A 13189-nucleotide genomic window follows, 5' to 3' on the forward strand; every position below is an offset into this window, starting at 1 on the left:
GTACCCGGCCCTCAGCCCGCCAACCGGCCGAAGTGGGCGATCGGGTTCTCCAGCGTCCCCGCGAACTGCAGTGCCCCCGAGGGATCGGTGAGGTCCAGCATCTGCTGGTTGTCGCGCAGCTGAAGCCGGTTCAAGCACGACAGATCGAACTGCGGTGCGAACATGTCGAAACGCTGGAACCGGTCCGCCGGCTCAGGTGAAGCATGGCCATAAGAATCCTGATAAGCGTGAACGCACTCGGCGACCGTCCGCCAGAACAGATCTTCGGCCAAGACCTCCCGCTCGGCCAGGATCGCGTTGAGATACCGCAGGAAGCAGTCGAACACATCAGTGAAGATCGACAGCAGCCTGACATCCTCCGGCACCTCCGCCCGGATCCGCTCGACGCTCGGCGGCAGCGCCACCGCGGGATCCATCACCACGATCTCCTCGGCGATGTCCTTGAACACGACCCGCTCGACCGCGCCGCCGTCCAGGACCAGGATGACGTTCTCGCCGTGCGGCATGAACGCCAGCCCGTACGCGTAGAACGCATGTAGCAACGGCGTCAGGTATGCCTCCAGATACCGCCGCAGCCACACCTCCGGCGCCAGCCCCGACTCCGCGATCAGCGCCGCCGCCAGCGAGCCGCCGTCCCGGTCGACGTGCAGCAGACTGGCCATCGTCGCCAACCGCCGCCCCGGCTCCAGCGCCGGCACCGGGCTCTCGCGCCACAACGCGGCCAGCATCTTCCGGTACGGCGACGAGGACGTCGTCGCCGCCTCGAACTGCCGGTGCCGGTAGCCCACGGCCGCCCGCTCCCGGATCAGCGACAGCCCGGTCTGCTTCAGTACGGCGTCGTCGGCGATCAGCGCGGCCAACCAGTCGTTGATGGCCGGCGTGGCCTCCATGTACGCCGCCGACAGCCCGCGCATGAAGCCCATGTTCAGCACCGACAGCGCCGTCTTCACATAGTGCTTCGACGGATCGGTGACGTTGAAGAACGTCCGAATCGACTGCTGCGCCAAGTGCTCGTCATCGCCGGGTCCCAAGCAGACCAGGTACTGCCGGGCGATGTCCCCGGCGAACGTCATCGACAGCTTGTTCCACCACTGCCAGGGATGCACCGGGATCAGCAGATAGTCATCCAGATCCAGCCCCAACCCGGTCATCACCTTGCCGAACAACCCCAGCAACTCCTCCCCGAGCTCGGCCCGGATGAAGCTCTCGTACTCGGTGCCCGCGCAGGCCGTGAACGCCGCGTGGTCGCGATGCGCGGCCACCCAGACCAGGTGCACCGGATGCGCGGCCTCCGGCGCGTACCGGCGGAAGTCGTCGACGCCGAAGCCGAGCCGGCCGTTGCCCGCGACGAACGTGGGGTGTCCCTCGGTCATCTCCGTCTCGATCCGCTGGAACTCGGCGCGCGCCAACTCCGCCGCGGACACCGGCGGCTTGCTCAGCTTGTAGGCGGTACTCGCCAGTGTGGAAGCGATCTCCTCCAGGTAGACCGGCAGTACCGAGTCACTCAGGCCGAGCGCGCCACGCATTTCGATGCAGAAGTCGGCCGCATCCAACGGCGCCTCCTCGCCGCCTCGAATGCGAACGATGCTCTCGGCGTCCACCTGCCAGTGGTTCAGCGCCAGCACCTTGGTCGAGAAGCAGTACGCCACGGTGTCGTCGTCGCTGTGTACTGCGAACTCATGGTCGGACCCGGTCAGCGGCTGCGGTGTGAGCAACCGCTCGTGGGAGAACTCTGCGATCGCTTTGCGCACAAGAAGCCGGTTGGCGCGCTCCCAGTTCTCCGGGGTCAGATGACGGACGGCGTCACGGGGGTTCATTCGAAGGCTCCTATGCGCGGAATGACGGCTGCAGCGGTGGCGGTCTGGAAGTCATGCCAGGTGCAGACGCTCAACAGCGCCTGCTTCTCGGGCTTGGCGATCGGCCCGACGACGCGGAACCCGACCGCCGCGTTCAGCGCCTGGACCGCGGCGTTGCGCACATCCGGCTCCACGACCACGCGCGGCACGTCGGGGTCGGAGAAGATCCAGGCCAGCACGGCGGTGAGGACCGCCCGGGTGAAGCCGTGGACCGGGGTGTCGGTCGGCGCGCACAGGAAGTGCATCCCGACGTCGCCGTCTTCGTGTTCGTACAGCCCGACCAGCTCGACGCGGCCGGGGTCGTAGCGCTCGGCCAGGAACGCCGGATCTCGGTCCACCAGCCCGAGGAACGCTTCGTGATGCGGATGCCCGGCTATCCGGCGGTATTCGTCGCGCACCTGTTCGACGTCGAAGTCCTGCATCAGCCAGAACGCCGCCTTGGGATGGGTGACCCAGCGGTGCAGCATCTCGATCTCGGCGTCGGAGTCCACATCGATCGGACGGAAGGTGATCATGTGAGCAGTCCGTCCGGCGCGCCGAACTCCTGGAAGGCGATGGACTTCTCCGCCGGGTAGTGGTCCCGGCCCAGCATCTCGTTGATGATCCAAGAGTTCCGGTAGGCGCCCATGCCCAAGTCCGGCGAGGTGATGCTGTGCGTGTGGGTGCCGGCGTTCTGCAGGAAGATCTCGCGGCCTGCCACGTCGATCGTGTAGTTGCGCGCGACGTCGAAGCGCCCACCGCCGTCGAAGCGGATGCGGTCCCGGACCGGCTCCAGAAACTCAGGGACCTGATACCGATACCCGGTGGCCAACACCAACCCCTGCGTCGCGAGCGAGAATCCGCGCTCCTGCTCCTCGTGGTGCAGATCCAGGGTGTAGGTGCCGCCTGCCTTGTCGTAGGACGCGCCGCGCAGCTCGGTGTTGGTCACCAGCCGGGTCGCCACCGGACCGCGCACGCTCTTGAGGTAGAGCGTGTCGAAGATCTCGTTGATCAGCACCGCGTCGATGCCCTTGAACAGGCCCTTCTGCTCGGCCTCCAGCCGGTACCGGGTCGCCTCGGGCAGGGCGTGGAAGTAGTCGACGTAGTCCGGCGAGGTCATCTCCAGTGTGAGCTTGGTGTACTCCAGCGGGAAGAACCGCGGGGACCGGGTCACCCAGCTCAGGTGGTAGGTGTCGGCTCCGGCGTCGGCGAGCAGGTCCAGGTAGATCTCGGCCGCGCTCTGGCCGCTGCCTACCACGGTGATGCTCTCCTTGCTGCGCAGCAGCTCTCGATTGGCCAGGTAGTCGGCGCTGTGGACCAGGTCGCCGCCAAGCCCGCGGCAGGGTTCCGGGATGTGCGGCGGAGTCCCGGTGCCCAGCACCAGACGCCGCGCGCGGTCCTCGGCGGCCACGCCGTCCTCGGTGCCGACCGAGCGGACGACGTAACAGCTTTCTGTCTCGTCGTACTCGACCCGCGTCACCGACCGGCCGAAGCGGACGTTGTGCAGCCGCGCCGCGGCCCAGCGGCAGTACTCGTCGTACTCGGCGCGGACCGGATAGAAGTTCTCCCGGATGTAGAACGGGTAGAGCCGGCCGGTCTCCTTCAGGAAGTTGAGGAACGAGTACGGCGACGTCGGATCGGCCAGCGTGACCAGATCGGCCATGAACGGCGTCTGCAACGTGGCCGAGGCCAGCAGCATCCCGGGGTGCCAGGCGTAGCCGGCCTCGGGGCGGGCCTCGAGAAAGAGCCCGTCGAGCCCGTCGAGCCCGTCGAGCCCGTCGAGCGGCTCGGTCAGACAGGCCAGGCCCAGGTTGTAGGGTCCCAGGCCGATGGCGATGAAGTCGTGCATGCTCACCGGGCGCTCCGTCGTTCGACGTACTCGGCGGCGTGGTCCGCGATCAGGTCCAGGACGTGCGCGATGTCGTCGACGGTGGTCTCGGGGTTCAGCAGCGTGAACTTCAGGTAGTGCCGGCCGCCGACCTTCGTCCCGGCCACCACCGCGGCGCCGGAGGCGGCCAGTGCTTCGCGGGCGTACAGGTTCGCGCCGTCGGCCAGGTCCCGGGCCGGGCCCTCCGGCGGCAGGTAGCGGAACACCAGGGTGCTGAGTTGGGACCGGGTCACCACCTCGAAGCGCGGGTCGACGGTGAGCAGCACCCAGGCCTGCGCGGCCCGGTCGACGACCTCGTCGAACAGCTCGCCGACGGCGTCCGGGCCCATGATCCGCAGCGTCATCCAGAGCTTGAGCGCGTCGAAGCGGCGTGTGGTCTGGATGCTCTTGTCGACCTGGTTGGGGATGCGCTGCTCGACCATGCGCGCCGGGTTGAGGTAGTCGGCGTGGTAGGTCGCGTGCGCCAGCACTGCGCGGTCGCGTACTACCAACGCGCTGGAGCTGACCGGCTGGAAGAAGGACTTGTGGAAGTCCACGGTGACCGAGTCGGCGCGCTCGATCCCGCCGAGCAGGCCGCGCCGGGAGCGGGAGACGAGCAGGCCGCAGCCGTAGGCGGCATCGACATGGAACCAGGCCCCTGATTCAGCGCACAGAGCCGCGATCGCGGGCAGCGGATCGATGGAGCCGAAGTCGGTGGTGCCCGCGGTGGCCACGACCGCCATCGGGATGAAACCGGCCCAGCGGCACTGTTCCAGCTCCCACTCCAACGCCTGCGGACGCATCCGTTTGCGGGTGTCGGTCTGGACGCTCACCACGGCGTCCGGGCTCAGGCCGAGCATCTTCGCCGACTTGCGGACACTGAAGTGGCCGGCCTCGGAGACGAAGATGCGCAGCCGGTCCATGACGTCCCGCCTGCCGTCGAACGGCCGCACTGGGCGTCCCGGTGCCGGTTCGGCGGCGGCCGCCTTCGCCAGGATCTCCTCCCGGGCCAGCAGCAGCGCCTGGAAGTTCGACTGGCTGCCGCCGCTGGTGAACACCCCGTCGGCGGCCGGGCCGAACCCGATCCGCCCGGCGGTCCAGTCGATCAGCCGGCGCTCGATCAGCGTGCCGCCGGCGCTCTGGTCCCAGGTGTCCAGGGAGGAGTTGACCGCGGTCAGGACGGCCTCGCCGAGCAGCGCCGGGATCACGACCGGGCAGTTGAGATGCGCGAGGTAGCGCGGATGATGGAAGTAGACGGCGTCGCGCAGGTAGAGCTCTTCGAGCTCGTCCAGCGCCGCCGCCGGATCCGCCAGCGGCCGGTCGAGATCGACGCCGGAGACGCCGGGGGCGAGGTCGTCGGGGGTGACGCCGCTGAAGGGGCGGTCAGTCCGGGCGATCCGGTTCGCGACGCGCTCGACGCCCTCGGCCATGCTGTGCCGGTAGCGGTCCAGCGTCCGGTCGTTGAACAGGTGCCCGGCGGCTTCCTCGACGGCGGGGGAGAAGATGGCGCGCGCGGTCGCGACGGCCGAGGTCTGAGGGCTCACCGGGCTTCCCCCGCATCCTGGGCGACAGCCTCGGTGATCTTCTCGGTCCGCAGATCCTCCTCGGTCGCGCCCAAGCGCCAGTACCCGGAGAACTCCACACGCCCTCGGTCGATGCCGCGCTCGCCGACCAGGTGGCGTCGCAGGGTTCTGACCATCCCGGACTCGCCGGCGATCCACGCGTAGGGTGCGCCGTCGGGGAACACGGCGCCGCCGATCTCCTCGGCCAGCAGGGATCCGGGCCGGCGCAGCGGGTCGCGGATCAGCCAGGTGATGTCGGCCTCGGCGGGGCTGAGCAGCTCCTGGGTGTCCTTGAGGTCCGGGACCTCGATCCAGGCCCGGGCGCGCAGTCCCTCCGGCAGCCATTCCAGGATCGCGGCGGCGGCCGGCAGCGCGGTCTCGTCGGCGGCGAGCAGGACCCAGTCCGTCCCCTCCGGCGGCTGGAAGCCGATGCTGCGGTTGTCCTCGGACGCGGGTCCCAGCAGCACCGCACGATCGCCCGGCACGGCCTCGGCGGCCCAGCGCGAGGCCGGTCCGGCCGGTCCCGAGGACGAGGAACCGGTGCCGTGCAGGACGAAGTCGACGTCGACCTCGTGGTACCGGCGGTTCTGGGACCGGACGGTATAGGACCGCATGACGGCCCGCTCGTCCTCGGGCATCGCCCGCCACTGCGCGAACCAGCCGTCGCCGGCGTCGAAGGGGACGATCGGTGCGTGCTGCCCCGGCTGTGGCAGGAAGAGTGAGAAGCTCTGGTCCCGGCCGCCGCCGGCGAACTCGCGCAACGCGTCGCCGGCGAACGTGATCCGGACCATGGAGGGACCGAGGCGGCGGGTCGCGACCACGCGGACCGGGAAGAAGCGGAACTTGCCGTGGACGAGTCCGGAGGCTGATTCGTAAGCGGTGGACGTCGACGAAGCGGTCATGGGCGTCAGCTCACCTTCTTCGCGTTCTGAATCGCCTTGGCGAGGCTCTCCAGCAGGGGAGCGGCGCCGGCGTAGGAGAAGCGCGGCACGGCGTCCCAGGGCGTGACCTGGCCGGCCTTCACCGCGGGCAGCACGTTCCACGACGGCTTGGCGGCCAGCGCGGCGGGCTGCAGTGCGGTGGAGCGACTGTCGAGCAGGATCAGGTCGGCCTTGTACTTGTCGGCGTTCTCCCAGCTCAGGCTCTCGAAGTAGGCACCGGAGTCGAGTTTGTCCGGGACGATCAGGTCCACGCCGAGCTCGGCGAAGTACATCAGGTCGGCGGCGATGCCCGGATTGGACGCGTAGAAGGTGTCGGGGCTGCCGGAGGCGGCCAGCACCTTCAGGCCGCCGGCCGCCTTTGCCGCCTTCGCCGCCGTGCGCAGCGTCTCGGCCGCGGTCTGGAACCGGGTCTTGGCGTCGGTCACCTTCTTGGCTCTCAGATCCGCCCCGAGCGATCGCGCCAGCTCGGCGTAGCGCTGGATCGGCGTGGGCAGCGAGACCTTGGCCACGTTGACGGCCACGCTCGGGGCGAGCTTGGCGATCTGGCCCTTGCTCTCGTTCGGCACGTACCACAGGGCTCCGGGGTCGTACATGTGCGTGACGAGCAGCTGGGGGTTGAGGGCGGCGTACTTCTCCACGTTGAACTCGCCCCAGGCGTTGCCCAGCACCGTCACCTTGCCCACGTTGAGGTCGCCGGCCTGCGTGGTCTCCCCGAAGACGCCGACGATCTGGTGGTCGAGGCCGAAGTCGACGAGCGCCGCGGCGGTGCCGGTGTACGCGACGACCCTCGTGGGCGCCGAGGGGGCTTTCACCATCTGCTTCCGGTCGTCGGTGAAGGACCAGGAACTGGGACTGCCGCTGTTGCTACTGCTTTTGCCGTTGTCGCAGGCGGCGAGCGCGGTAACGACGGCGCCGCCCCCGACGGCGGTCAGCATGCCCCGGCGAGACAAAAGGGAAGCAGAGGGTGAATAAGGCATGAATGTCGCTTTCGTGCAGGGGAAAGGAAGGGTGCGCGAACCCGGCGTCGGTGAAGCGAGGCCGGCGAAGTTAGGTTAGCCTAACCTCATTACTCACCCAAGGGGGGTCGCCCCCCTCCGCGCCGTCGAACCGGAGCCCGGTCTTGTCCGCCACCACACCACCGCAGGCCCCTGAGGCCGCCGCTGTCCCGATAACCGGACGCCCGCCGGGCCCGGCCCGCCGTACCCTGGCCCGAGGCGCGGGTCTGGTGGCCGCGGCCGTGCTGCTGCTGGCGATCCTCGTCCTGAGCATCTGCTTCGGAGCCGAGGCGCTCTCACCCGGCCAGGTGTGGCACGGCCTGGCCGACTCCGGCTCGCCGTACTACACGGTCGTGCACCAGATGCGGCTGCCCCGGACCCTGCTCGGCCTGACCGTCGGGCTGGCCCTGGGCCTGGCCGGCGCGGTGATGCAGGCCCTGACCCGCAACCCGCTGGCCGACCCGGGGCTGCTCGGCATCAACGCCGGCGCCTCGGCCGCCGTCGTCACCGCCATCTGGCTGCTCGGGATCGGGAGCTTCAACGGCTACATCTGGTTCGCCCTGGCCGGCGCGGCGATCGCCACCACCGCCGGCTACCTGGTCGGCGGCGGCCGCTCGGCCACGCCGGTCCGGCTGGCCCTGGCCGGCGCCGCGCTGAACGCCACCTTGTTCTCCTTCGTCAGCGCCGCGATGCTGCTGGACTCGGCGTCCCTGGAGGCCATGCGGTTCTGGACCGTCGGCTCGCTGGCCGACGCCACGTCCTCCACCGTCGTCAGGGTCCTGCCGTTCGTCGCCGTCGGCCTGGTGCTGGCCCTGGCGCTGGCCAGGCCGCTCAACGCGCTGGCGCTCGGCGAGGACTCGGCGCGCGCCCTGGGTTCGCGGCCGACCGCGGTGCGTGCGGCGGCGATCGCGGCGGTGACGCTGCTGTGCGGGGCGGCCACCGCGGCCTGCGGGCCGATCGTCTTCGTCGGGCTGATGGTGCCGCACGTCGTGCGCTCCATCACCGGCCCGGATCTGCGCTGGCTGCTGCCGTACTGCGCCGTGCTGGCACCGGTGGTGCTGCTGGGCGCCGACGTGCTCGGGCGCGTCGTGGCCCGGCCCGGCGAGATCCAGGTCGGGGTGGTGACCAGCGTGGTCGGCGGGCCCGTCTTCCTGTACTTCCTGCGGCGCGCGAAGGCGGTGCGGGCATGAGGGTTCTGCGAACGGCGGCCGTCTCCGTCCGCTACCGGCCCCGGGCCCTGGCCGCCTCGATCGCCTGTGTCCTGCTCGCGTTCGCGGCCACGGTCATCACCCTGGGCAGCGGCGACTATCGGATCCCGCCGGGGGAGGTCCTGCAGACCCTCGCCGGGGGCGGCTCGATGGCCGACCACTTCATCGTCGTGCAGCTGCGCCTGCCGCGCGTGGTGACCGCGCTGCTGGTCGGAGCCGCGCTGGCGCTGGCCGGCGCCGCTTTCCAGTCGCTGGTCCGCAATCCGCTCGGCAGCCCGGACATGCTCGGCTTCACCGCGGGCGCGGCGACCGGCGCGCTGGTCGTGGTGGTCGCCGGGGGCAGCAGTCTGGCGCTGGCGTGCGGGGCGGTGGTCGGCGGCGTGGCGACCGGGGTCGGCGTGTACGCCCTGGCCTGGCGCCGCGGGGTGCACGGCTACCGGCTGATCCTCGCGGGCATCGGGGTCTCGGCGATCCTGAGCGGCGTCAACGGTTATCTGATGACCAAGGCTCAACTGATGGACGCCGCGCGGGCGATGCTGTGGCTGACCGGGAGCCTGGACGGCCGGGGCTGGGGCGACGTGGTGCCGTTGGCGGTGGCGATGGCGGTGCTCGCACCGCTGATCGTCGCCGGGTGTGGCAGGGCCCTGCAGGTGATGGAGATGGGCGATGACGTGGCGCGCGCGCTCGGTGTGCCGGCCGAGCGGATCCGGCTCACGGCGCTGGCCGCCGCGGTGCTGCTCACCTCCTTCGCCGCGGCGGCGGCCGGACCGGTGTCGTTCGTCGCCCTCACCGCACCGCAGGTGGCCCGGCGGCTGACCCGCGCGCCGGGGCCGAACCTGGTGCCGTCGATGCTGGTCGGCGCCGTGCTCCTCACGGGCGCCGATCTCGTTGCCCAGCATGCGGTTCCCGGGCGGCAGCTGCCGGTCGGGGTGGTCACCGGCGTCCTCGGCGGCGGCTATCTGATCTGGCTGCTGGCGGCCGGGCGCAAGGCGGGGCGGATCTGACTGTGACGAGGAATCCCAAGGAGACGAGCGACATGACGATGGTGAGCGGCCCGACCGAGAAGGTCGCCTTCCGCCTGGCCGGCACCGGCCTGACCCTGGCCTACGACGGCCGCACCGTCGCCGAGGACCTGTCCGTGGCGATCCCGGACCGGTCCTTCACGGTCATCATCGGCCCCAACGCGTGCGGCAAGTCCACCCTTCTCAGGGCTCTGTCCCGCCTGCTGAAGCCGAAGGCCGGCACCGTGGTCCTGGACGGCGCGGACATCGCCTCGCTGCCCACCAAGCAGGTGGCGCGCATCGTCGGCCTGCTGCCGCAGTCCTCGATCGCCCCGGACGGCATCACCGTCGCCGACCTGGTCTCCCGCGGCCGCCACCCGCACCAGGGTTTGCTGCGCCAGTGGTCGCGCGAGGACGAGCAGGTGGTGGCCGCCTCGATGGCCGCCACCGGGGTGTCGGACCTGGCCGAGCGGGCGGTGGACGAGCTGTCCGGCGGCCAGCGCCAGCGTGTGTGGACGGCGATGGTGCTGGCGCAGCAGACGCCGCTGCTGCTGCTCGACGAGCCCACGACGTACCTGGACATCGCGCACCAGATCGAGATCCTGGACCTGTGCGCACGCCTGCACGAGGAGGAGGGGCGCACGCTGGTGGCGGTGCTGCACGATCTGAACCAGGCCGCGCGCTACGCCACGCATCTCGTCGTGCTCTGCGACGGCCGGGTGGCGGCCGGCGGACCGCCGGCGCGGATCGTCACGGCCGAGCTGGTGGAGTCGGTGTTCGGCCTGCCGTGCCGGGTGATCGAGGATCCGGAGACGGGCACCCCGCTGGTCGTTCCGGGTGCCCGTCGGCGGTCCGGGGTGCCCTCGCTCGGCTGACCAGGAGGCTTGAGACTCCCGTCGTCGAGCCCTGCGACACCTCGGCTGCGATCAAGGTCCGAAGGGTACTGGAAATATCGGTCCGGAAAAGGTTCGGACACCGATATTAATGGCCCCAGAAATAGTGGATTTCCGAAGCCTTCGAGGTGTCCATATATCGGACAGGAAATAGACGGGAATCCGAGACCGTGCCACTCTCTAGCCATGTCCCGCGATGGAGTGGCCCTGGTCGGTCGGCGATACGTCGACTTCGGACGGCTGTCCAGTGCGTGCTGTCCGGCGGCGTCCTGACCCGCCCGTGCCTGTCTGGGTCCGGTTCGCACTTTCCGTGCGGTTGATCGGCCTGCCTTTTCCTTTTCCTTGATTCCAGCGGCTGCGCCAAGCCGCCCGCCGGTGTGCCCGGCGATCCTTTCGGGAGCCTTCCTGTGATAGACATCAAGACTCTGGTTCGTACGGTCGCGGCGTTCGGCGCCGCCCTCGGGATCGTCGCCTCGGCCGCCGCGTGCGGGTCGTCGAAGAGCTCGGATTCCGGGACGAAGAGCGCCGCCGCCGTCTCCGGCGGTTCGGCCGCCTCGGAACTGCGCCTGGGCTACTTCGCGAACGTCACGCACGCCACGGCCGTCGTCGGGGTCGCGCACGGCGACTTCGCCAAGGCGCTGGGCGCCACCAAGCTCACCACGCAGATCTACAACGCCGGCCCCGCCGAGATGACCGCGGTGCTCGGCGGCCAGCTGGACGCCGCCTACGTCGGCCCGTCCGCGGCGCTGTCCGCCTTCGTGCAGTCCCACGGCGAGGCGCTGAAGATCGTGGCCGGGGCCACCGAGGGCGGCGCCGAACTGGTCGTCAAGCCGTCGATCACCTCCGCGGCGGACCTCAAGGGCAAGACCCTGGCCACCCCGCAGAAGGGCAACACCCAGGACGTGGCGCTGCGGTACTGGCTCAAGCAGCAGGGCCTGACGGCCAACCTGGACGGCACCGGCGACGTCTCGGTGAACCCGCAGGACAACGCGACCACCCTGGACCAGTTCAAGGCCGGCCACATCGACGGCGCCTGGCTCCCCGAGCCCTGGGCCTCCCGGCTGGTCAGCGAGGCCGGTGCCAAGGTGCTGGTGGACGAGCGCAGCCTGTGGCCGAACGGCCAGTTCTCGACCACCACCCTGGTGGTGGCCACCAGCTTCCTGACCAAGCACCCGGACACCGTCAAGGCCCTGATCGACGGCCAGATCGCCGCCAACTCCTGGATCACCTCGGACCCCGCCGACGCGCAGAAGCTGGTCAACAGCGAGCTCAAGCGCCTCACCGGCAAGGCCCTGACGGACGCCGAGATCCAGCGCTCCTTCAGCGAGCAGAAGGTCACCAACGACCCCGAGGCCTCCACCCTGCAGACCTCGCTGGACCACGCGGTCGCGGTGAAGCTGCTGAAGGCGACCGACCTGCACGGCATCTTCGACCTGTCGATCCTGAACGCCGAACTGGCGAAGAACGGCCAGGCGGCGGTCTCCGACGCGGGGCTGGGCGCGAAGTGAGCCAGGAGGACCCGAAGGCCGGCGCGGTGGCTGAGGCCGCCGAGGTCGAGGTCGAGGCCGAACCGGATAGCCTGGCTGCCGCCGAGCCTGCCGCCGAGCCTGCCGCCGAGCCTGCCGCCGAGCCTGCCGCCGAGCCTGCCGCCGAGCCTGCCGCCGAGTCGGAAGCCGCCGAAGCTCCCGAGCCCGGTCTCAGCCACCTGGCTGCTGCCGAGCTTGAGCCCGAGCCGTCTGCCGCCGATCCCGAAGCCCCCGACGCGCTCCAAGAAGTCGAGGCCGGCCTCGATGCCCTGGAAACCACCACCGTCCACGAATCCGGCCGGCTCGCAGCGATCCTGCGTGCCGCCTACCCGCCGATCCTGGCCATCGTCCTCATCGTCGCCGTCTGGCAGATCCTTTACGCGGCCAAGATCTGGCCGGACTGGAAGCTGCCGGGCCCCTCGGAAACCTTCTCCTCGCTCAAGAGCACCTTCTCCAGCGGCGACGCGCTGCCCTCCGTCGGGCACAGCGTCGAGCACGGCGCGATCGGCTTCGGCGCCTCGGTCGCCATCGGCACGCCGCTGGGCCTGCTGGTCGGCCGGCTGCGGCCGGTGCGGGCGGGCCTGGGGCCGATCCTGTCCGGGCTGCAGTCGCTGCCGTCGGTGGCCTGGGTGCCCCCGGCCCTGATGTTCTTCGGCCCGAAGCCCGCGATGCTGTACGCCGTCGTGCTCGCCGGCGCCGTGCCCTCGATCGCGGTCGGGGTGGTGTCGGGGCTCGATCAGGTGCCTCCGCTGTACCTGCGGGTGGGCCGCAACCTCGGCGCACGCGGTCTGGCCTCGGTGCGCTATGTGCTGCTGCCCGCGGCGCTGCCCGGGTACCTGGCCGGGCTGCGGCAGGGCTGGGCGTTCTCGTGGCGTTCGCTGCTGGCCGCCGAGATCATCGTGGAGTCCGCGGATCTGGGCCACTCGCTCGGTTTCCTGCTGAAGAACGCCCAGGACTCCAACGACATGGCCGGGGCGTTCGCGGCGATCGTGCTCATCCTCACGGTCGGCGTCGCGGTCAACCAGCTGCTGTTCGTGCCGTTGGAGCGGCGCGTGCTGCGAAGCAGGGGTCTTACATAAAGTCAATTCCTGTCCGACACTCGCGTCGGACCCCGATGAATACATCGGGGTCCGACGCTTTTTTGTGCCGTCTCAAGCGTTCTCGAATGACAGGCGGCGGACTTCCGGGATGCGAGACCGCCGGAACATCCATTGACGGAGGTGCAGTTCCGCTGTCATTCTCATGCTATGAACCAGGGCCGACTTCTTGTGGCTCGCCGTCACGTCGATCTGCGACGGACCGCGAGCGCCATCTGTCCTGACGTCCCGTAGCCCGCGCCCCGGCTATTTCTGTACGGCTCG

12 protein-coding genes are annotated in these 13189 nt (G+C 70.1%); 6 read left to right on the forward strand and 6 right to left on the reverse strand.

Annotated elements, in window-relative coordinates:
• Positions 1 to 11 precede the first annotated feature (11 nt).
• From ABH926_RS17820 to ABH926_RS17845, 6 genes are read right to left on the reverse strand one after another with little or no spacing between them, the layout of a single operon-like run.
• Positions 12 to 1817, reverse strand: a complete 1806-nt coding sequence (locus tag ABH926_RS17820; protein ID WP_370366767.1) for an IucA/IucC family siderophore biosynthesis protein — start codon at positions 1815 to 1817, stop codon at positions 12 to 14.
• On the reverse strand, positions 1814 to 2371 hold the full coding sequence (locus ABH926_RS17825; RefSeq protein WP_370366768.1) for a GNAT family N-acetyltransferase: 558 nt from the start codon (positions 2369 to 2371) through the stop codon (positions 1814 to 1816). Before ABH926_RS17825 ends, ABH926_RS17820 begins: the two co-directional genes overlap by 4 nt.
• Positions 2368 to 3690: a lysine N(6)-hydroxylase/L-ornithine N(5)-oxygenase family protein gene (locus ABH926_RS17830; protein ID WP_370366769.1), complete on the reverse strand. Its 1323-nt coding sequence runs from the start codon at positions 3688 to 3690 to the stop codon at positions 2368 to 2370. Before ABH926_RS17830 ends, ABH926_RS17825 begins: the two co-directional genes overlap by 4 nt.
• Positions 3687 to 5207: an aspartate aminotransferase family protein gene (locus tag ABH926_RS17835; RefSeq protein WP_370367063.1), complete on the reverse strand. Its 1521-nt coding sequence runs from the start codon at positions 5205 to 5207 to the stop codon at positions 3687 to 3689. The genes ABH926_RS17830 and ABH926_RS17835 overlap by 4 nt, the downstream gene beginning before the upstream one ends.
• Positions 5208 to 5242: 35 nt before the next feature.
• Entirely contained in the window at positions 5243 to 6166 is a 924-nt protein-coding gene (locus ABH926_RS17840; RefSeq protein WP_370366770.1) for a siderophore-interacting protein, read from the reverse strand.
• Between the two features lie 5 nt (positions 6167 to 6171).
• Positions 6172 to 7182, reverse strand: a complete 1011-nt coding sequence (locus ABH926_RS17845; protein ID WP_370366771.1) for an ABC transporter substrate-binding protein — start codon at positions 7180 to 7182, stop codon at positions 6172 to 6174.
• A gap of 143 nt (positions 7183 to 7325) precedes the next feature.
• Here ABH926_RS17845 and ABH926_RS17850 point away from each other — a divergent pair, with 143 nt between their 5' ends.
• The 6 genes from ABH926_RS17850 to ABH926_RS17875 all read left to right on the forward strand — a co-directional run bounded on the left by ABH926_RS17850 (position 7326) and on the right by ABH926_RS17875 (position 13159).
• Positions 7326 to 8390 (forward strand): FecCD family ABC transporter permease, encoded by a 1065-nt coding sequence (locus tag ABH926_RS17850; RefSeq protein ID WP_370366772.1) that lies wholly within the window; start codon positions 7326 to 7328, stop codon positions 8388 to 8390.
• Positions 8387 to 9412 (forward strand): FecCD family ABC transporter permease, encoded by a 1026-nt coding sequence (locus ABH926_RS17855; protein WP_370366773.1) that lies wholly within the window; start codon positions 8387 to 8389, stop codon positions 9410 to 9412. The genes ABH926_RS17850 and ABH926_RS17855 overlap by 4 nt, the downstream gene beginning before the upstream one ends.
• A 32-nt stretch (positions 9413 to 9444) precedes the next feature.
• Entirely contained in the window at positions 9445 to 10284 is an 840-nt protein-coding gene (locus ABH926_RS17860) for an ABC transporter ATP-binding protein (protein WP_370366774.1), read from the forward strand.
• A 425-nt stretch (positions 10285 to 10709) separates the two neighbouring features.
• The gene (locus ABH926_RS17865) at positions 10710 to 11810 is read left to right on the forward strand and encodes an ABC transporter substrate-binding protein (RefSeq protein WP_370366775.1); all 1101 of its coding nucleotides are present in this window, start codon (positions 10710 to 10712) and stop codon (positions 11808 to 11810) included.
• The gene (locus ABH926_RS17870) at positions 11807 to 12907 is read left to right on the forward strand and encodes an ABC transporter permease (RefSeq protein ID WP_370366776.1); all 1101 of its coding nucleotides are present in this window, start codon (positions 11807 to 11809) and stop codon (positions 12905 to 12907) included. The genes ABH926_RS17865 and ABH926_RS17870 overlap by 4 nt, the downstream gene beginning before the upstream one ends.
• Positions 12908 to 13075: 168 nt before the next feature.
• Positions 13076 to 13159 (forward strand): putative leader peptide, encoded by an 84-nt coding sequence (locus ABH926_RS17875; RefSeq protein WP_143765908.1) that lies wholly within the window; start codon positions 13076 to 13078, stop codon positions 13157 to 13159.
• The last annotated feature ends 30 nt before the right edge of the window (positions 13160 to 13189 follow it).

Source organism: Catenulispora sp. GP43, assembly GCF_041260665.1.
Lineage (GTDB): Bacteria > Actinomycetota > Actinomycetes > Streptomycetales > Catenulisporaceae > Catenulispora.

Coding starts and splice junctions, on each gene's coding strand:
- ABH926_RS17820 (WP_370366767.1), bottom strand. CDS start 1,817: ATGAACCCCCGTGACGCCGTCCGTCATCTGACCCCGGAGAACTGGGAG.
- ABH926_RS17825 (WP_370366768.1), bottom strand. CDS start 2,371: ATGATCACCTTCCGTCCGATCGATGTGGACTCCGACGCCGAGATCGAG.
- ABH926_RS17840 (WP_370366770.1), bottom strand. CDS start 6,166: ATGACCGCTTCGTCGACGTCCACCGCTTACGAATCAGCCTCCGGACTC.
- ABH926_RS17845 (WP_370366771.1), bottom strand. CDS start 7,182: ATGCCTTATTCACCCTCTGCTTCCCTTTTGTCTCGCCGGGGCATGCTG.
- ABH926_RS17855 (WP_370366773.1), top strand. CDS start 8,387: ATGAGGGTTCTGCGAACGGCGGCCGTCTCCGTCCGCTACCGGCCCCGG.
- ABH926_RS17860 (WP_370366774.1), top strand. CDS start 9,445: ATGACGATGGTGAGCGGCCCGACCGAGAAGGTCGCCTTCCGCCTGGCC.
- ABH926_RS17875 (WP_143765908.1), top strand. CDS start 13,076: ATGAACCAGGGCCGACTTCTTGTGGCTCGCCGTCACGTCGATCTGCGA.